The organism is Weissella sp. ESL1139 (assembly GCF_058506735.1).
Genome location: NZ_CP196375.1, coordinates 827296 through 846816, shown reverse-complemented (window position 1 = coordinate 846816; position 19521 = coordinate 827296). Strand labels below are relative to the sequence as shown.

Below are 19521 nucleotides of genomic sequence, written 5' to 3'. Positions count from 1 at the left end.
AAATGAAGACTCACTTTACTTGCTTTAGAAAAACTTTGTAAACAATACTAAAACGTTACCTTTACAAACCACGTTGTTGTTTATAATTTTGTAGTTCTGGCGACAAAATATAAGGTACCTTTGCCAAATCATCAATTGACTTAGCACCAACCAGAGCATATAACTTTTTTAGTTGTTGTTGCCAATTTAAAATTTCGTCAATCAATCCTTCAGTACCACCTTGCAGGGTAGTATGTAGGAAATGACCAGCTACGCCAACTGCTTGGGCGCCCATAATCTGGGCTTTTAAAACATCTAGTGGATTCTGAATACCACCGGTTGCAAAGATGTTTGGTGCATCAGTTAGAGATCTTGCTTCTAACAAACTTTCGGCTGTTGTTTGCCCCCAGTCATATAAAAACTCAAAGCTTTGATGTTGCTCACGATTACGACGATCCTCAATAACCGCAAAATTCGTACCTGAACGACCACCAAGATTAATATATTGCGCACCAATTTTTTGAAGTTGTTGAATAGTTTGTCTACTCATACCAAAACCAACTTCTTTGATGATGACGGGCACTTGACTAGTTTGGATAATACTAGCCAGGTTATCAAGCCACATAAATTCTGTATCACCTTCAGGCATGACAATTTCTTGTGGAACATTGACATGTACTTCAAGTGCATTAGCACCAATCATATCAACAACTTGCTGCGCCGCCTTAGCACCATGGCCAGCACCAATGTTAGCCATGATAAAGCCATCAGGATTAACATCGCGAACGACCGAAAAGCTTTTAATGGCACTTGCATCCTTTAAGGCAATGCTTTGCGAACCGACAGCCATTGCAAGACCGGTTTCGCGAGCAGCTTCAGCCAACTGTTGATTAATATTACCAGTTCGTTTACTACCACCCGTCATCGCTTCAATGTAAAAAGGGGTCGTTAAATTAAAATTTGGATCCTTAATTGCAAGTGAGATATCAGCAATATTTAATTCAGGTATACTATTATGAATAAGCCGAATTTGTTTTAAAGATGATACTGGCTTATTTTTACGATATTCAGCTTCGGCTAAAGCAAGATGTTCATCTTTTCGATGTGCGTGTGCTGATTCCATCATTTTATTCTCCTAAAATTGCAATATGAAAGAGTAGTGGGATAATGCCTGCTGCTTGCCAAGCTTGTTGTAACGCTGTCTCATCATCAACATTGGTTGTCACCGCCACAACGTTATCACCTGCACCAGCACCGGATGCTTTTGCAGGAATATTTAAAGTATCTGCAATAGTAATCGCAGTACGTAAACGACTTGTTAAATAGTTTATGCCAACTTGATCTGTGTATTTTGATAAATAAGTTGCATTATCCAAAATACTTTTTTTAACTAAATTATAGTCTTGTTGTGCAACGCCCAAAACAAAAGATTTGATTAGGGGTTGTGTGGCAAGTGCAAGTTGCTGCTTCAAGGCAGCTATTTCAGCAGTTGTTTTAACTTGACCTAATATTTTTTGTGTATCAGCAGGTTCACCAGTCCATCCAATTGCAATATGCCAATCAATTGGCCAATTTAATTGGCCAATTTCTAATCCTGGCCAATCTTTTTGCAAGATGTCGTTATAGCTAACTTCATTAGCTAGTTCATCTCTAATGATACTTTCATCGAATTTACGATAAAAAATCATACCACCATATGTTGCCACAGCAAGATCGGCCATTGATCCCTTAGCAAAAGTTGGTAGTGACAACATCGTAATTGCGCCTAATTTAAATTGTTTTAATTTTGCCATTCGCAAATTAAATAGCTTATTTAATGCTTTGATTATTGCCATTACAACGGCTGCTGATGATCCCAAGCCTAATTTATTACCATTAGAAGCTGTTAAATTACTTGAAATGGTAATTTTAATACCTTGGTATTGATCAGAATTTTCAAAATGGTATCGATAAAAAGTCTGAATAGCCTTTTTGACCAATTGCCAATTATCTGCAGTAATCACTTGTTGTAAATCCTCAAACGTGACAATTTGCTTTCCAAGCTGATTACTGTGAATTTGAATTTCTGATGGATTGATTTTTTCTGCAGTTACAGTAACAAATTTATCTACGGCAAAAGCAATCGCACTTTGATAGGGAAGGGTAATTGCGTACTCACCAATTAAAAATAATTTACCAGGCGCTTGAGCAGTTACTGACATATTGAATCTCCTGCGTTAATTTTAATGCCTGGTCCTGGATGTGCTGTGATAATTTGCTTATCAGAAACAATACGCAACAATGCTTCTTTGATAACCTCAGTATCATTAGGACTCGAAATGAGTTTTACATTTGGTCCTGCATCCATAGTTGCATAAACGGGAACACCTTGTTGACGTAAATCTTGTGCTACACCGATAACATCCCAACTTTTATCAGTTAAGTAATTAAAGGCAGGGACTGAGGTCGTATTTGTTGCATGCATTTGCAAAGCATTTGCTTCAGAAATTTGACCAATTGTCGCCAAATCATGATTATTAATGGCTTCAATTAATTGATTTACTTGGATATTAGCGGTTTTAACCCATAAGTCATAAAAAGGAGAAGTTGCTCTAGCATGTTGCATACCTGAACGTGAACCAATTTTTTTAGGTTGATCATTCACAACGACGGTCATTAATTGAATGGGCCAGTCGACATGTTCCATTAATGTTGAACCTACAGAAGTTTCGTTATCACCGGGAACCCATTTTGCAAAACCACCAAAAATTGAACGCGTTGCTGAGCCAGAACCATGACGCGCTAAACGTGATAATTCTGTTTTTGTTAAATTAAGTCCGGCAGCTTTACTAGCAGCACCTGCTAAGGCCGCGAAAGCTGAAGCTGATGAAGCCAACCCAGCTGCAGTGGGGACATGGTTAACCGAAATAACAGAAGCATATGTATCAATGCCTGCTTGTCGACGAACAATGTCTAAAAAATTTGTAACTTTCTGCATGGGATGACCTGTTACAACTTCATTATCCAAAACGAAACGGTCTGCATTTAATTTTTCATCAAACCAAACAGTCGTATCAGTATAAAACTCATCTAATGTGAGGGATACTGAAGTTGTTGTAGGTGTGATAATTTCTGTATTTTCTTTTCCCCAATACTTTAGTAACGCGATATTTGTATGCGCACGTGCTGTAAAATGCATTTTTAAGACTCCTAATGCTAATTATTAAAACTGTATGTTTGTGTCCAAACTTCATGTGCGCCGGCATTTTCTAAAGCTTTTAGAACTTCTTTGGTTTGTTCAGCACCTTGAGTTAGGGCAATCATTGTACCACCAACGCCACCACCTGTTAGTTTAGCACCAAGGGCACCTGCATTGCGCGCTGCAGCTATTAATTCATCTAATTTAGGATGTGAAATACCTAATGCAGCTAAATGCTTTTGCGCTTTATTCATTAGATTACCCAATTTAGATACATTATTTTCAGATATTGCAGTACGTGTATTCTTAACAATGTCACCAATTTTATCAATATGATGTTGGGTTGTCTTAGGCTCATTAAATAAGTGCTCACGTACAACAGCAACGGCAAGACCAGTTTGTCCTTTAATACCAGTATCAGCAATTACAAGCGTTGCATCTAAAGCCATATCTATCTTTTCTGGTTGAGAACCCTTAACAAACCAAACAGCTTGATCATCAGCAACTGTAGCTGTATCCAATCCTGATGGTGAACCGTGGGTAATTGATTCTTCAATACTTGCCCAACGTTGTAACTCTTTTTTTGATAATGACTTATCGAAATAATTAAAAAATCCTCGAACAATCGCAATGGCGGTTGCAGCGGATGATCCCATTCCACGTTCTTGTGGAATATTAGATGTGATAGTCATTGTAAACGGCATGTCTTCAGAATCGAAATGTTGTAATAATCGATTGATTAATTGTCGAATTCCCTCATAAACTTCTGCCATTGCTTGCATTGAGCCTCGATAGGCTTGTGACAAAATCACTTGTCCTGCTTCACGTGGTTCAATTCTAACAGTCATTGCTAAGTCCGGTAGAGGAAGTGCAATAGCTGGTTGGCCATAAACGACCGCATGTTCGCCAAGTAAAATAACTTTGGCATGGCTTACGCCAATTCCTGGTTTTTTCACTTTGAAATTACCAATCCATTCTATTTTTATTGTAGCTTTTTTAATCATATCAAATAAACTGACTAATTACACCCATATATAGTACTATTTTAAACTTAAATGTGATTATATTTTGAAAATTTAACACATTTTAAATAATGTCTATTAACTTAACTTTCATATAAAAGCGTCACACATGAATATTAAGCAATATAAATATCAGTGGTTAATTATGCTATAATTTACCTAAGATTATAAAGAGAAAGTCGTGGTGCGTTTCGATGCTAAATAAAGACATCTATGCAGTTGTTGATTTAGAAACAACTCGTACAACGAGCGAATCAGGTCGCATTATTCAAATTGCGATTGCGTTCGTACAAAATAAAAAAATCATTAATCAATTTTCAACTTTAGTTAATCCACACGAAACTATTCCGAAAAATATTGTGCAATTAACAGGTATCACCCAAGACATGGTGAAAGGGGCACCCTCGTTTGAAGATATTGCTGAATCAATTCATACAATGTTGTCAGGTACTATTTTCGTTGCCCACAATGTTAATTTTGATTTACCTTTTTTAAATGCCGAATTTAAACGTATTGGTATGGCACCATTAGATTTAATCGCCATTGATACGGTTACATTGAGCCAAATTGTTTGGCCAACAGCACCAGGATTTCGTTTAGTAGATTTAACGTCTTATTTGTCTTTAACTCACGGACATCCTCATCAAGCTGATAGTGACGCTTTAGCAACAGGGGCACTTTTAATTGAAATTATATCGCGACTAGAAAAATTGCCAATTGTGACGTTACAAGCATTGGTCGATTTACCACTAGTATTGCCAAGAGAGTCTAAATCGTTATTTGAAAAAGTATTACAAAAAGCAAAAGAATTACGTAATCCATTGCCAAAGCATTTACAAATAATTGACGGGTTAGCGATACGACGGTTTAGTGATCCAGAACCATTAAATAATAAAGCAGGTATCGCTTATCCTACTAAGCGCGCAGCTAAACAACAGTTATATGGTAATGTTCTATCATATCGTGAACAACAAGCTAAATTGAGCAATGCTATTAAAAAGCATTATTCAACTGATGATTTGTCAACTGTACCAGGTGAATCAGCATTTGTTGCTGAAGCGCCAACTGGTATGGGAAAGACACTTGGCTTCTTGTTACCATACGCATACTTAGCTAATGATAATAAAAAACAGGTTATCGTAACAGAACCAACTATTACGCTACAATCACAAGTGACGGAAACCGTCAACACAACTTTACATGATATTTTACCGTTCGAAGTGCGTGCCGTCAGCTTAAAGGGACGTCGCCAATACTTGAATTTACAAAGTTTCAAACGATCATTACAAATTGATGAAGGGACAACGTCATTACAATTTATTAAGGCACAGATTTTAGTGTGGCTAACTGAAACAGTTCGTGGTGATTTTGATGAATTGCATTTAATGAATGCTCAACAGAAATTTATTGCAAAGTTGTCGCAAAATGCTAATAATCCAACAGGATCACCATTCTATGGTTACGAATTCTTTGACCGCCAACATGTTTTAGCAAAACAGGCCCAATTTTTAATTGTTAATCATAATTATTTGGCTGAATATGCAAGTGAACTGGGTGACCAAGATAACAAACCTTATCTAGTCATCGATGAAGCTCAAAATCTACCTTCTGCAGTCCTCAATCAAAGTCGTCACCAACTTTCTATCCAAAGTTGGATTGCCCATGTGCAAACAGCTATTAACTTAATTTTACAGGATGGTCAACCAGCAATTGGTGATATTTTACGTCACATTATTGGTGGTGAAAATTTAAAGGACCGATTATTACGTTCGTTGGAAACTATTTCTAGTGAAATTCCACAATTACAAGTAGCGTTGTATCGACGTTTTCTATTAAATAAAAAGATGCCTGCCACACAAGGTAGATATGAAATTGCTTTAGCAAATAATGATTTTGCTCAATTTTGGGTGGACCAAGCCAATCATGTTAAGCGCATTCATGAAGAAGTCATTAATTTAGAAGACGCATTACAGATTTTGTTAACCCAGTTTAGCGATGCTAAAACCGTTTTTTCTTTAGGCGAACGACAACAATTAGCTGATTTTAGGCGTCTTTTAGATAGCATTAGCCATTCTGAAAAACAGCTAACCATTTTCCAACAAGATTTAGTTGATTTTCCTAAAGCAAGTATTTTTTGGCTAACAGACTCACAAAATCATGATAGTAGTAATTTAAAATTAAGTGGTGGGCTTTTACATACACTCAATTACTTTGAAGATAAAGTTTATCCGCATTTTATGCCACCAACAATTATTGGGGCAACGCTCTTTACATCAACTAAATCAGGTTATCTATATGATCGTTTAAATATCGACAAAGAGACGGCCACGGTACGTCACTATCCTGATATTTTTGATTTTAAAAAGCAAGCTGATCTAGTTATGGTTAAAAATGCACCTTTACCAAGCGATAGAGGCTTCCCATCTTATTTGGCAAGTCAATTAGTGGACATTACAACTACTGTTAATAAAAACACGTTGATCTTATTTAATTCTTTAGACATGATTCAACAAGTTTACAACCATATGCAGGGTAATCTTAAATTACAACAAAGCAAGGTTACCGTCCTAGCACAAGGGATTAACGGTACTCGTGGCAAAATTCGTAAGCGTATGCAATCTGAAAAAAACATTGTTGTTTTAGGTGCCGCCAGCTTTTGGGAGGGTATTGATTTACCTGATGATCAATTGCGGCTATTAATTATTGCTAGGTTACCGTTCGATCGCCCAGATACAGTCTTACAAAAAGCAGAAGAAGCTGTATTAACGGCACAAGGTAAGCAGCCGTTCTACCAAAGCACATTACCAAAAGCAGTGTTGCGACTTCGCCAGGGAATTGGGCGACTAATTCGAACACCTGATGATTTTGGTGCTGTTGTTATTTATGATGCGCGTATTATCACAAAATCTTATGGGAAAACATTACGTAAGATGCTACCAAATGATTTACCACAAAAAGAACTAGACGACCATCAAGTTGTTGCTGAACTAACTGATTTTTTCGAAGAACACAACAAACCGCTTTAATAAGAAACAAAAGTCTGGTAAAGTAATAAGTGGTTTATTTTTACAGTGGAGAAAGACTATTTATTAAAAAGGAGCTTAGTAACATGGAGATGCGTATGCGTTCGACAATTCATGGATACCGCGGTAAGCGGCTTCGACATTGGTTGCTTGGTGTTTTAATATTTTTAATTATTATTTTGATTGGTGTATCAATTATCGGGAACGCGCAAGCTCCGGTTGATAATGCTAAAGAGCGTGTAACAAAAATTGCTAAGCAATCTAATAAGTTGTCCTCTGTATCAAAATTTTATCGTATTTCACGTCAACATACATATTATAGTGCTGTTGGTGAAAATAAAAAGCATCAAAAAGTTGGTGTAATCGTCCGTGGTAAGTCAAATAAACTAACAACCGTTAAAATGAACGATGGTATGTCAGAAAAAGACATTCGCAAATCGGTAAACAACCAATTTAATCCTAAAAAGATTACTAGTATTGGCTTAGCTATTTACGAAAAAGTACCTGTTTGGCAAGTTACTTTTCTTGATAAAGACGATAATTTAAACTTTATCACTTACCAATTTTCAAATGGTAAACAAGTACAGACCATTCGTCATTTATAAAATATAATTAACCATAAAGGAGTCAAAGTAATGGAGACAATTCGCATTGAAGACGCGAAGAATTATGTTGGCCAAGAGGTCCGAATCGGTGCATGGCTAAGAAATAAGCGTGGTTCAGGTAAGATGCAATTCTTGCAATTACGTGATGGAACAGCTTTCTTTCAAGGAGTTGTCGTAAAGGCATCAGTAGGTGATGAAATCTTTGCTAAAGCAAAGGGACTTTCACAAGAAACAAGTATGTACTTAATCGGTACAATTGTTGCAGATGAGCGTTCACCATTCGGTTATGAAATGCAAGTTAAAGATTTGACTGTAGTTGGAGACTCAGAAGGTTACCCAATTACACCTAAAGAACATGGAACTGATTTCTTAATGGATCATCGTCATCTTTATCTACGCCACATTCAGCCATTTGCTGTTTTACGTATTCGTAATACCTTGATTGCTGCAACATATGAATTCTTCAATAAAGAAGGATTTATTAAATTGGATTCACCACTTTTGACAGGTTCTGCGCCAGAAGGAACAACAGAATTATTCCATACTGAATATTTTGATGACGATGCATATCTTTCACAAACTGGTCAATTATATGCTGAAGCTGGTGCAATGGCGTTTGGACGTGTCTTTACATTCGGGCCAACATTCCGTGCTGAAAAATCTAAAACACGTCGTCATCTAACTGAATTCTGGATGATTGAGCCTGAAATGGCTTGGATGACACAAGAAGATTCTTTGAAAGTTCAAGAACGTTACATTGCATACTTAATTCAAGCTGTTTTGGATCGTAACGATTACGAACTTGGTTTATTGGGTCGTGACAAGGACTTGTTGAAGTCATATACCCAATTGCCATACCCACGTGTATCATACGATGATGCAATTAAGTTACTTCAAGAAAATGACTTTGACGTACAATGGGGTGTTGATTTTGGTTCACCTGAGGAAACATTCCTAGCAAACCACTATGCAAAGCCTGTATTTATTACGAACTTCCCTAAGGAAATCAAAGCCTTTTACATGAAGCGCCATCCCGATCGTGATGATGTCGTTATTTCTGCTGATTTATTGGCACCTGAAGGTTATGGTGAAATTATCGGTGGTTCTGAACGTGATACAGATTATGACTATCTTGAAAAGCGTATCAAGGAACAAGGCCTTGATGTTAATGAATATTCATGGTATCTAGATTTGCGTAAGTACGGTTCTGTACCGCACTCAGGATTTGGTCTTGGATTAGAGCGTGCCGTAACTTGGATTACTGGTGAGGAGCACATTCGTGAGGCAATTCCTTTCCCACGTACTATGAGTCGTCTGTGGCCATAAACAAATAAATAATATGATTAAACCGCTACAATCGTTGTTAAGGCAATGATTATAGCGGTTTTTATTGGTTCGTTAATGTACGCTAGTGTTCTATAGTATTCGCTAAAATTCCCACAATTTCCCACAATTTTAAAAACATTCCCACAAAATTCCCACAAAAAAATCTAGCAAAAAATGCTAGATTTCATCTAAAAATTTAATTGTCTTTTCTTCTTCATTTGTTTGTTTCTCCATTAACAAATGAGCATAAATTTGCTGTGTAACTAAAATATTTCGATGCCCTAATCTCTTAGAAGCATATGCTATATCAACGCCCTTATCTAAAAGATATGATACATGTGAATGTCGCAATCCATGCACGGAGACAATGTTACTAAAATTATATTCACGTTCGATTCTTTCAAACCAATTATTACAAATGGTAGCATAGCGACGACCATCAAATAATTCTTCTTTATCATTCCAGGATTCTTTTGCATCAATGAATTTCTGATAATTGACAAAGAACCGATTAGGCATAGCAATCGTCCTAATTGATGATTCAGTTTTTGGTACTGTACTTTTGCCCGAAACACGTTGTTTCGTTTTGTTTATTGTAATTGTATGATCTATTAAATTAACATCATTTTTTGTTAATGCTAATGCTTCACCGGCTCGTACGCCGGACAATGCAATTAAATAAATCATAAACGACGTCCGCCATGTTATCAGTTTTTCATCTGATTCTATAAATTCAATGAGCCAATTAAATTCATCTACTTGAATAAATTTATCTTCATCTGGCTTAGATTTTTCACCAGGAATAACCGTTCCAAAAGTAGGGTCAGATTCGATTAAGCCATCATGAAATGCTTGTGTTAGAACTTGTTTAATAATTTGATTTCTTTTGACAACAGAATTACGTTTCTTACCTTTAGCGTAATCATTTAAATAACTCTGATAAGACTGGCGTGTAATATCGCTTAGCATAACATCAGCAAAATAAACATCAACAATATATTTTTCTGCTGCATCCCAAGCTACATAGGTTGATTCTTTTAAATCACGACTAGCAAAATGTAATTCTCTATATTCATTAAAATATTTTTTAAATGGTGTGATAGTTCCTTTTTGTAAAGTGGGTTTACCATTATCGATGGTAACAGAAGCTGCCCATGTTTCAGCTTGTTTTTTAGTTTTAAATCCACTTTTGGTTTTTCTTTTGTATCGACCATTTTTATCTTTAACAGAAACTGTAACATCAGCACGCCATCCTGTTTTTGTTTTAAAAACACTCATAGAAATATCCTTTCAAATAATCCAGTATGTTATACTGGATAGGTAAAAGCGCACTAAAACGCTTGTTAATATGAGATACACATGTCCTGTCTGTTTGGCGATGGAAGGGGATATGTGTTTTTTTATTGTCTTAACTTTAATCCATGCCAACGGTGTCGCTACCTTTTCCAATTACTGTACCATCATCACTGTATGTGTGACCTTGGTCGTCATTATGGTAATGAGCACCGTCTTCACCATAAAAATCAGCATTATCTTCTCTGGCTATGCTTGACCAATAACCATCATCTTCTTGCTCGCTATTATCGTCAGTTGTCATCTGATCGTTTGTGCCTTGTTGATAGGCCCATTCGCTTTGCAATTCACCAGATGTTTCTTGCTCATCAGGCGTGGCATATAATGCATCTTCAAATGACATCCCCTTATTTTGTACCAACCATTGCGCAGGGCTGACGCCGTATTTATTTAAGAAAGCCGTTAATGTTGTATTTGAAGTTGGTTGACCATCAACAAAGCCAGAATCAGTTGTATCGTCAGTTACCACTGATGAGCTTACTTGCTGTTCTGATGATGATTTGCTACTTGAAGATTTCGAACTAGATTTTTTAGCGCTATGTTTTTTAGCTTTATGTGAACTAGAACTTGATGACTTTACACTCTTATGTGTTTCAGTTTCTTTTGTATTGTTATTATGATTAATTGCTACACCAGTGCCACCACCTGCTAGTAATAACACAACTAGCCCAGTTGCATAATATTTCCCATACTTCATTACCCATACTCCTTAAACAGCTTTTAACGTGAATCAGCCATTGCACGTTTATTTATTTTTGCAATACACTATTAAATTCTGCCCATGCTAAATCATATAAATCACTTCGTAAATGATTAGCTTTCAAAAAATTATTCACATCTATAAAGGAAGGGACAGTGATAAAGCTTTTAATGTAATCGTCAACTAGAATACGAATCATTGTTCTATCGGCTTCGCCTTCTTTATGAATGCGAGCAGTAGGGGCTTCAAGTGAGCTAATTTTGTGTTCGTTACCAACATGGCCATTAACTTCATGAATGATGGCATCACGTCTTTCAACATCATTTAAGCCACCTTTGACAAAAATAACTTTTGCTTCTGGAACATACCACGCTTTTGTATCTAAGGTAGTAGGGGCAATTAGCATTGTAATCTCATATTTTTTTAACAATTCACTTGTTTCCGACATATATTAATCCTCTTTATTATCGAAATAAGCTCTTAGCATACCTTTTAATATTGTGCGGTCATTGTCTGACATTGGTTTACCACCATAAGCCACTGCGCCATCTAGCATGTTTTCTAAATCATCATCAGTCGGTTTAGTTAAATCTTCGTGTGCATTATCTGTGTTGCCCAATAGATAATCTACTGATACGCCAAGAACATCTGCAACTTTTTGCAATGCTTCAGTACGAGGCTTCACGCCATTAGGATAACGCTTGGAAGGCTTCCAAGTATAAATTGCATTTTTCCCAATGCTGGCTTTAGTAGCTAATTCAGTAAGAGATAACCCCTTACTGTCAGCTTGTTTCTTAATTCGTTCAAATAACATAGATAAACTCCATTTTAGATAACTTTTACTAAATTTAGTATTTTGTGGTTGACTATTACTATATTTAGTAATATAGTTATCAGTGTTGAAAGGTTGATAAACAAAACGTCACTAAAAACACCCTTTACAAATCCAGTCCGTCAAAACAGTGGTTTGTATTGGCTTATTAAGTGTGCTCTATTTGCTTATTATAATATTACTAAATATAGTAATAGTCAACATTTCTACACTAAATAATTTAAAGGAGGTGCAAAAATGTCTGAATTCGATTTAAAAGTTGATGAGATTGAATCAATGCGTGTGAAGGCTCACAAAACAAAAAAAGAGATTGCACACCACTTTGGATGGACTCAAAACTATGTCTACCAATTGTTTGGCAATCGTCAGTCTGGAAAAGCTGTGCAAAAGAATCTTGATAAAATTCAAGGTTATTTAGCAGTTGAAATATCGAAACGGTATACAAAATAAGAGAGGTTAATCAGATGGCTAGAAAAATAATAGATTCTGACCCGTCTAGTTCAGCTGTTGGTGCAATGTTAGCAGCGCATTTATTGGGTAAGTCGTATGACTATTTTCATAATCACATTCAGTATTGTGAAAAATTTGTGCGCAACGTACCCAATAAAACGCCTAACGATTATCGGCCAACGTATTTAAGACATGATATTGAACGATATAAGAAGCTCAATAATTGGTGTTAGAAAGGAGTGATCTAAATGAATTGGGATTTAGTTAGCATAGGCTTTCAAGTCGAGTGGCTGATAATTAAAAACTTCGTGTTGCCAGTAGTGGCAGTTTGTTTGGTCATTGGCATGTTTGCCTTCTGGGACGAAACAAAGTTCATGTTGCGTGTTGCAAGTCGTACGGTTAGCTGGGTGTTCCTAAAGCTTGCTTGGCTAATCATTCGCATGATTGATGGCAAGGAAATGGCTGATGAGAAAATCACGGGTGAAAAATGATAAATAAACGTCAAGATTTAACTGATAAGTATGAAGAAGATTATCAGAAGTTCGCCAAAATGCGTGATAAGTACCCGTACATCAAGAACAGCAATCGCAGGCACTATTTGAAAGTGATTGCGAATAAGTTGCACTTATCACATGACCACATGTACTCACAACAGTATGAGGGACGTTGGCAAGATGAACGCAAGGGTAAACAAAAAGCGCCTAACCATTCGCACTGATCAGACGTCGGGTAATTGACTTATCAATCAAAATTACTCTTTAAGAGTAACACGGAGAGTAATAAATGACAAAGAAATATGAAACTTGGGCACTGCTTGATACTGGTAAAGAAGTTCGTTATCTGGATGATGAATATCATCCCGAGTGGTACAAAGCCCCCAATACAATTTATTTTAAATTTCAAGAACAAATAGAGGTATAAAACAATGACTGAAAAATTAATTATTAAAGCAGAAAGCCAAAATAAAAATACGGGTTACTGCCCAGTATTTCTAAGTAGTGAATATCACGGGAAAATCAAAGAGATATCAGAATCAACCGGTATTTCAATGCGTAAATTAACCGAAACTATGATTGATTTTGCTATTGAAAATCTTGAAGTTCAACCATCAAAAGATGGCAAACTTCCAAAATAAAGGGGGTGTAGAAATGGATGCACACCAACAATATATGCACAATCACTTTTTCAATCCATTAGATGAACCTGTACCAATGGGTCGTGATTTGCTTAATAACGATTTAGTTGAAGGTGATGTTGTTTATCAATCCGAAAAAGGATATTTCCTTATTGATAAATTGACGAAGGGTCAAAAAGATATGGCTATAGCAGAACAATGGAAAAAGGTGGTTTTGTAAATTGAAATCAGAAGCTAAGTTACAAACAAAAATTTTGTTGTTTCTAAGAGAACAAGGTCGATTCGTCATTAAAACGCAAGGTGGCGCTATGGGAACACCAATCGGTACACCTGATGTTATTACCATTGATCAACAAGGCAATTTCTTAGGTTTAGAAATTAAACGACCTGATGGTCTGGGTCGAGTCAGTCCGGAACAGAAATACAACGGCAAAAAGATTATTGATAATAATGGTCGCTGGTACGTGATTAATAATTGGCAAGAATTTAAAGAGGTGTGGTATGGCCGAGTTTAAGTTATATCAAGCCCAACAAGCACAATTAGATAAGTCGCAACCAAATTACTATTACATCATGAAAATGGGAACAGGTAAGACCGTGGTTGGTTTAAGCCACGTGATGAAGTGGTTTCCTAATAATGATGTGATTGTCATTGCACCACGACAAGTCGTTAAGGCGAAAAGTTGGGAACAAGATGCTGAACTAGTTGGCTTTAAAAACAGGTTGCAAGTTATCACAACAGACGGTGTTAAAAAATTAAATACTGATGATGTGATGAACAAAGTGTTAATCGTTGATGAAGCCCACAAGTTCAAAAATAAGTCGGCACGCTCTAAAAAATTGAACCAACTAACCAAAGTTGCTATTGGGTATGTTTTCTTATCAGGAACGCCAACCAACGGTAAGCTAGATGATTTAGAAATGTACGCCATGTATTTTAGATACACCCGTACGTTTGGCGAATTCAAAGATTTGTTTAAAATTGCCGAAACACCTTATTGGAGTAAATACCCAATTTGGAAAGTTGGTAAAAACACTGAGCAATTAACAAATTGGTTTCAATCAATTACAAGTGATGTGGTGACACTAGATGACATTACTGAATTACCTGATGTGACTGAAAATGCGATTCATTTGGAACCAGATAGGGAATATAAAAAGTCACGCATGTCATACCGCAAGGACGACAAAATTATCTTTGATAATCCAACACAACGCAGAATTTGGCAACGTAAAAACCAAAATAACAAAGCTAAATTGGAGTGGTTGGATAACATCAAAGAAGAATATGGCCAAGATAAAGCCATCATTTTTTACACCTACAATGATGAACGCGACTTGCTAGATCAAGCATTAAATGGTTTTAAAGTTGGCCATGTTAATGGAGATGAATTTACACCAAAAGGTGATTTTATTCTTATTCAATTGGCAAGTGGTTCGGGACTAACCCTAAACGACTACAAACATGCCATTTGGTGGTCGCTACCTGATAGTTTTATTGATTTTGACCAATCAAAATATCGTAATTATCGCATTGGCCAGAAACAAAAGGTCACACGAGATTATCTAATTGTTCACGCTACAATTGATGATGCTATTCAGATGTCATTAACCGAAAAAATTAACTTCAATGCAGAATTATTTGAGGATTAAAACCATGGAACTAACAGAGAATGAAATGAAAATTATTCGAGCATATCGTTCAGTAGCTGATATCGAGATTAAAATGTTTTGGTTTTCTGCTAAGCAGGAAGCTACAGATTATACCGAATTAATGGGATTCAAGATTAACGAAGTGTTTAACCTTAAAGACAATAATTTTTGTTTAATGGATGATAAAACAATTGATCGCGTGCAGTACAAATTATTTGGTCACGAGCCAAAGAAAGGAATGATACCATGACAATTCATATGAGCCCAACTAGGGCATTCAATTTTGATAAAAACCCCTTGCGTGCCTTGGAAGATTACCAAGGCAAAACACAATGGTGGGAAGGTGATAACACGCCTTTGCTATATGGCAATATCGTTCACAACCTAGCCGAGGGTCGTTATCCAATGCAAGGCTTTTCAAAAGATGAAAAAAAACAATTGATTGCATCAACTGGTAAAACCAAAGGACAGCTAAAAGCCAATTTTAAAGAAGCTATTTTAGTTGGTGAACGGCTAAGAAGTTATGTGCTTAATGTTTCAAATGGTGGTCAAGCTAAGTTCGAGGTTTCATTTAAAGAACCTGATGAAATTGGGAAAAGTGAATACTCAATCAGTTATGACCTGACTGGCCGTGCTGACATGGTGACTAATAACGCCATCTATGACTTTAAAACTGTTGGTGCAACTGATTTTGATGGATTTATCAAGTATGGTTCGTTTCGTGACCACCGAGAAAAAAACTATATGATGCAAGTCACACTGTACCAAGCCATTTTTGATAAAGAAGAAACACACATCCTATATATTAAAAAAGATAAAGAATACCCATTCATTTATGACTACAAATTATCACGAACTGATACAGCTAATGCACTGCAAGGTATAAATGATTTGATTAGTGAAGCAGTTGAAATTGTTGCCGGTGAGAAACCAGCTAAGGCAGTAAATGATGGTAGTCAATGGGCTTATAAACATTTTGGAGGGATTATCAATGACAATCAAACTATCACATTTTAAAGAGGTGCATTTAAAAACGCCAGAACCTAAGAGCATCGCTATTTATGGCGAACCAATGGCCGGTAAAACAACTTTTGCCGGTAAGGCTGATAAACCATTGTTCTTGTCATTTGACAAGAACGCAAAGAACGCAGGGTATAACGCCATCATTCCTGAAACACACCAAGATGTCTTAGACATCATTGAACAAGCACCTGATGCCGGTTATGCCACTTTGGTCATTGATACAGCGGAGGATATGGCTAACTTGTTTGAGCTAGAAGTGTTAGAAAGACACAATGCTTCAAGTTTGAAAGAAGCAGGTGATTACGGCGCAGGCTTTGGCGAATTTAATAAGATGTTTTCTAACGTGATCAATGCTTTAACGAAATCACCTCTTACTGTTTATTACTTGTTGAGAGCTAATGAAGATGATGAAGAAGGATTAGTTATCGTGTTAAAACCAAAGTTATTTAATATCATCGGTGGTTATTCTGATGCACTAATTGAGATTAACAACAAGCATGAGGCACGTTGGAAAAAGAAGCGTTATGACTGGGATGAAGCCCAATTACCCACACCACTTAATGACGTGATTGATGTGAACAAGGCTAAACAAGAAGAACTTAAAAAATTAGGATTATAAGATTAGGAGATCATAAAAATGACAAACGTAAATTTAGAAGATTGGTTTAATGGGCTTGATGAAGATAGTAAAGAGCCACAAGCTTTTGGCTTTGATGATGGTATTACAGATGCTGTTTTAACAGATGTTTCATTGTTTGAAAGCAAAAATTCATCATGGAGCGCAATACAATTCGAGTTCACTGATAACGATGGCGCAACTGATAACAATTATCGTGTATCAGTTTCAAAGAAAAAAACAGATGGTAGCAAGATTCCAACAAAGATGTGGCAACGTAATGTGTTCCAATTAATGCAACCATTAATCTTATCCGATCAAAATTATAAGGCAGTTTTGGACTTAGACACGATTAATCATGGTAATGCAGCAGTTGTTGAAAGGCTACAAATTTTAGTAGATAAATTAATTGTTCGTATTGATAAAACAACACCTGAAAAAGAAGGTTCATTCGCTGAATATAAGTTCTTAAAGGTGGAAAAGCCAACTGATGAAATCAACATCACTGATGATGATTTACCCTACTAAGGATTAGCTTATGGCAACAAAAGTAGAAGCATTACAGTGGCTAAAAGCTGGGTATGACATCACGCCAATTCGAATTAGTTACGACCAATCGGGGCACGCTTCGAAAAATCCCTTTTTATCATATGCAACGGACAAAATAGATAAGCTTTGGGTTTTATCAAATTGGAAACGCACATATGAGATTGGCTTAGTACTTAACGGTGAAGATTTTGTTGTCTTCGATTTCGATAACATGCACGTTTATGAGCGGTTTGAAATAACTCATCCAGCAATTAAACATGGCATATTGGAGCATTCAGTATCAGGGCGTGGTTTACATGTTTATTTTCAAAATACTGAATCAGTTATTCAAGCCATTAGCATTATTGACGGACTAGACATTAAGGCTAGTAAGAATAATTTCGTGGTGGTTAATCCTGATACAGATTTAGAAGATGTAGATGAGTTACCGGATGATTTGTGGGCGTTTTACGAAACAAATAAAGGTAATGCACGTAAATCTTTCACGGTTGAAACATCAGATGATAACATCCCTGAGTTGGATATGATCATTAATGGTTTTGGTGCAGAAGGTACACGCAATCACAACATGAGCTTGTTAGTCTGGACGTTAATCACATTAGGGTTTAACAAAATGCAACTAACCGCCATTGTCAATTTGGCCAATAAAAAGAGTGGGCTTGATGATGATGAAATAGATAAAACAATTTCGACAGCTTGGAGGAAATGGACGAATGGCAGCTAAAAAAACATCAGTCATTGCTGAACTGATTAATGACAATTTAGATATTCGTTATGATGAATTTTCCAACGAGATTAACATCATGAAAGACCAAACGTTTATTGACCAACAAGTAACGATTGAAGCCGGTCGCATGACTGATAACAAAGCGATTTTGTTGCAGACCATGTTGGAACGTAAATATGACTTTCCACTTACAAGCAATAAAACGAATGAGGCCATCATGATGGCAGCTAGTCAAAACGTTTATTCATCCGCCTATAACTGGATTGAGTCAAAAGAATGGGACGGTATGCCACGTTTATGGAGTATTGCAACAGACGTGTTTGGCAATACAAGTCCTGAATTAAATCAGGCGTTGGGCGTTTGGATTGTGAATTTAGTGAATGGTGCGTACGGTGGCGACACGGGAAAATTTCAATATTCATTGGATATTATCGGTCAGCAAGGAACTGGTAAAACGACATTTCTAAAACGCCTAGGTGGTCAATATTATACGGACCAATTCATGAATTTCACAAACAAAGATAGCTTTGAAATCATGTTAAAAAACTTAGTGATCAATGATGATGAAATGCAAGTAACTGAAATTAGTCGAGAAAAAGCGTTTAAGAAATTCGTTTCAACCAGTGAGTTCACTTATCGACCAGCGTATGGTCGTAATCCATTAGTTAAATCACGTCATTTCGTGATTGCACGAACAACAAATGATTATGAGTATTTGACAGATGTAGGCGGTAATCGTCGTATTATTCCCTTAATTGTGAATAAGCAACAGATTAAAACACCCGCATTCTCACTACCTGATAGTTGGTTTGAGAATGTACTAGGTGAGGCCAAAGAACATTATATTCAACAATCAGCTGATATTGAAACGGTTAATCAGCTCATGCGCACATTAAATTTTGAATCAATGAACAGCAATTTAAATATTTATGCAGAAATTGACGATGCAATTCTTGATGTAGTGAATACAGTTTATAGCGATACAAAACGCATCCCGGTAACAGGTTTTCAAAAAGAAGTTGAACAGTATTTGTACAACAACATGATTGATTATGATTCACGAAAAATTAAGAAGATGATCAATGACGTTATGACACGTGAAGGATATTTAAAACATGTTGTCAAAATTAACAGTAAATCGATAAGAGCTTACGTAAAATAGTGGGTTACATTTTTTAAAAGTTACATATTTTTTATGTAACCGATGAAAAAGCAAAAAATAATTTTGTAACTTTTCAATTTTGTAACCAAAAATGTAACCACCTTAAACCATTGGGGTTACTGGTCTGAGATACATTTGGTTACAAGTTACATTAATACTACTAAATATATATTTATTATTATATATAG

At 36.2% G+C, this 19521-nt stretch carries 26 protein-coding genes; 18 read left to right on the top strand and 8 right to left on the bottom strand.

The window, feature by feature from the left end; all coding sequences use genetic code 11:
* Positions 1-61 precede the first annotated feature (61 nt).
* Genes fni through mvk form a run of 4 tightly spaced genes read right to left on the bottom strand, consistent with a single transcriptional unit; the run spans position 62 to position 4161 of the window.
* Positions 62-1105: a type 2 isopentenyl-diphosphate Delta-isomerase gene (gene fni / locus ACSYSF_RS04050; RefSeq protein WP_489868604.1), complete on the bottom strand. Its 1044-nt coding sequence runs from the start codon at positions 1103-1105 to the stop codon at positions 62-64.
* Position 1106: 1 nt separating this feature from the next.
* A complete protein-coding gene (locus ACSYSF_RS04045) occupies positions 1107-2180 on the bottom strand; it encodes a phosphomevalonate kinase (RefSeq protein ID WP_489868603.1) in 1074 nt (357 codons plus the stop codon).
* On the bottom strand, positions 2171-3157 hold the full coding sequence (gene mvaD, locus ACSYSF_RS04040; protein ID WP_489868602.1) for a diphosphomevalonate decarboxylase: 987 nt from the start codon (positions 3155-3157) through the stop codon (positions 2171-2173). The genes ACSYSF_RS04045 and mvaD overlap by 10 nt, the downstream gene beginning before the upstream one ends.
* Positions 3158-3174: 17 nt before the next feature.
* Positions 3175-4161 (bottom strand): mevalonate kinase, encoded by a 987-nt coding sequence (gene mvk / locus ACSYSF_RS04035; protein WP_489868601.1) that lies wholly within the window; start codon positions 4159-4161, stop codon positions 3175-3177.
* Positions 4162-4373: 212 nt separating this feature from the next.
* Between mvk and ACSYSF_RS04030 the strand changes: the two genes are divergently transcribed.
* From ACSYSF_RS04030 to asnS, 3 genes are all read left to right on the top strand, one after another.
* A complete protein-coding gene (locus ACSYSF_RS04030; RefSeq protein ID WP_489868600.1) occupies positions 4374-7205 on the top strand; it encodes a helicase C-terminal domain-containing protein in 2832 nt (943 codons plus the stop codon).
* 83 nt (positions 7206-7288) lie between these two features.
* Complete coding sequence (locus ACSYSF_RS04025) at positions 7289-7807, top strand: cell wall elongation regulator TseB-like domain-containing protein (RefSeq protein WP_489868599.1); 519 nt, start codon at positions 7289-7291, stop codon at positions 7805-7807.
* A gap of 30 nt (positions 7808-7837) precedes the next feature.
* Positions 7838-9133, top strand: coding sequence for an asparagine--tRNA ligase (asnS, locus tag ACSYSF_RS04020; protein WP_489868598.1), 1296 nt, complete (start codon positions 7838-7840; stop codon positions 9131-9133).
* Between the two features lie 177 nt (positions 9134-9310).
* On the opposite strand, the gene ACSYSF_RS04015 is transcribed toward asnS, so the two are convergent.
* The 4 genes from ACSYSF_RS04015 to ACSYSF_RS04000 form a co-directional block, all read right to left on the bottom strand.
* Complete coding sequence (locus tag ACSYSF_RS04015; protein ID WP_489868597.1) at positions 9311-10411, bottom strand: site-specific integrase; 1101 nt, start codon at positions 10409-10411, stop codon at positions 9311-9313.
* Between the two features lie 136 nt (positions 10412-10547).
* The gene (locus ACSYSF_RS04010) at positions 10548-11183 is read right to left on the bottom strand and encodes a hypothetical protein (RefSeq protein ID WP_489868596.1); all 636 of its coding nucleotides are present in this window, start codon (positions 11181-11183) and stop codon (positions 10548-10550) included.
* Positions 11184-11235: 52 nt separating this feature from the next.
* The gene (locus ACSYSF_RS04005) at positions 11236-11634 is read right to left on the bottom strand and encodes a hypothetical protein (RefSeq protein ID WP_489868595.1); all 399 of its coding nucleotides are present in this window, start codon (positions 11632-11634) and stop codon (positions 11236-11238) included.
* Positions 11635-11637: 3 nt separating this feature from the next.
* Complete coding sequence (locus ACSYSF_RS04000; RefSeq protein ID WP_489868594.1) at positions 11638-12000, bottom strand: helix-turn-helix domain-containing protein; 363 nt, start codon at positions 11998-12000, stop codon at positions 11638-11640.
* A 255-nt stretch (positions 12001-12255) separates the two neighbouring features.
* On the opposite strand from ACSYSF_RS04000, the gene ACSYSF_RS03995 reads away from it, so the two are divergent.
* The 15 genes from ACSYSF_RS03995 to ACSYSF_RS03925 all read left to right on the top strand — a co-directional run bounded on the left by ACSYSF_RS03995 (position 12256) and on the right by ACSYSF_RS03925 (position 19333).
* Positions 12256-12468, top strand: a complete 213-nt coding sequence (locus ACSYSF_RS03995; RefSeq protein WP_489868593.1) for a hypothetical protein — start codon at positions 12256-12258, stop codon at positions 12466-12468.
* A 14-nt stretch (positions 12469-12482) separates the two neighbouring features.
* Positions 12483-12701 (top strand): hypothetical protein, encoded by a 219-nt coding sequence (locus tag ACSYSF_RS03990; protein WP_489868592.1) that lies wholly within the window; start codon positions 12483-12485, stop codon positions 12699-12701.
* Positions 12702-12716: 15 nt separating this feature from the next.
* Positions 12717-12959, top strand: coding sequence for a hypothetical protein (locus ACSYSF_RS03985; protein ID WP_489868591.1), 243 nt, complete (start codon positions 12717-12719; stop codon positions 12957-12959).
* Positions 12956-13186 carry a hypothetical protein gene (locus ACSYSF_RS03980; RefSeq protein WP_489868590.1) on the top strand — a complete coding sequence of 77 codons (231 nt, stop codon included), beginning with the start codon at positions 12956-12958 and terminating at the stop codon, positions 13184-13186. Before ACSYSF_RS03985 ends, ACSYSF_RS03980 begins: the two co-directional genes overlap by 4 nt.
* A gap of 65 nt (positions 13187-13251) precedes the next feature.
* The gene (locus tag ACSYSF_RS03975; protein ID WP_489868589.1) at positions 13252-13389 is read left to right on the top strand and encodes a hypothetical protein; all 138 of its coding nucleotides are present in this window, start codon (positions 13252-13254) and stop codon (positions 13387-13389) included.
* A gap of 4 nt (positions 13390-13393) precedes the next feature.
* Positions 13394-13603, top strand: a complete 210-nt coding sequence (locus ACSYSF_RS03970; RefSeq protein ID WP_489868588.1) for a hypothetical protein — start codon at positions 13394-13396, stop codon at positions 13601-13603.
* Positions 13604-13616: 13 nt separating this feature from the next.
* Positions 13617-13823, top strand: coding sequence for a hypothetical protein (locus ACSYSF_RS03965; RefSeq protein ID WP_489868587.1), 207 nt, complete (start codon positions 13617-13619; stop codon positions 13821-13823).
* A gap of 1 nt (position 13824) precedes the next feature.
* A complete protein-coding gene (locus ACSYSF_RS03960; protein WP_489868586.1) occupies positions 13825-14118 on the top strand; it encodes a VRR-NUC domain-containing protein in 294 nt (97 codons plus the stop codon).
* A complete protein-coding gene (locus ACSYSF_RS03955; RefSeq protein WP_489868585.1) occupies positions 14105-15256 on the top strand; it encodes a DEAD/DEAH box helicase in 1152 nt (383 codons plus the stop codon). Before ACSYSF_RS03960 ends, ACSYSF_RS03955 begins: the two co-directional genes overlap by 14 nt.
* A gap of 4 nt (positions 15257-15260) precedes the next feature.
* Positions 15261-15506 carry a hypothetical protein gene (locus ACSYSF_RS03950; RefSeq protein ID WP_489868584.1) on the top strand — a complete coding sequence of 82 codons (246 nt, stop codon included), beginning with the start codon at positions 15261-15263 and terminating at the stop codon, positions 15504-15506.
* Positions 15503-16273 carry a PD-(D/E)XK nuclease-like domain-containing protein gene (locus ACSYSF_RS03945; RefSeq protein ID WP_489868583.1) on the top strand — a complete coding sequence of 257 codons (771 nt, stop codon included), beginning with the start codon at positions 15503-15505 and terminating at the stop codon, positions 16271-16273. The genes ACSYSF_RS03950 and ACSYSF_RS03945 overlap by 4 nt, the downstream gene beginning before the upstream one ends.
* A complete protein-coding gene (locus tag ACSYSF_RS03940; RefSeq protein WP_489868582.1) occupies positions 16248-16898 on the top strand; it encodes an AAA family ATPase in 651 nt (216 codons plus the stop codon). The genes ACSYSF_RS03945 and ACSYSF_RS03940 overlap by 26 nt, the downstream gene beginning before the upstream one ends.
* Before the next feature lie 18 nt (positions 16899-16916).
* Positions 16917-17423: a hypothetical protein gene (locus tag ACSYSF_RS03935; protein WP_489868581.1), complete on the top strand. Its 507-nt coding sequence runs from the start codon at positions 16917-16919 to the stop codon at positions 17421-17423.
* 10 nt (positions 17424-17433) lie between these two features.
* Complete coding sequence (locus ACSYSF_RS03930; protein WP_489868580.1) at positions 17434-18168, top strand: bifunctional DNA primase/polymerase; 735 nt, start codon at positions 17434-17436, stop codon at positions 18166-18168.
* Entirely contained in the window at positions 18158-19333 is a 1176-nt protein-coding gene (locus ACSYSF_RS03925) for a VapE domain-containing protein (protein WP_489868579.1), read from the top strand. Before ACSYSF_RS03930 ends, ACSYSF_RS03925 begins: the two co-directional genes overlap by 11 nt.
* Positions 19334-19521 lie beyond the last annotated feature (188 nt).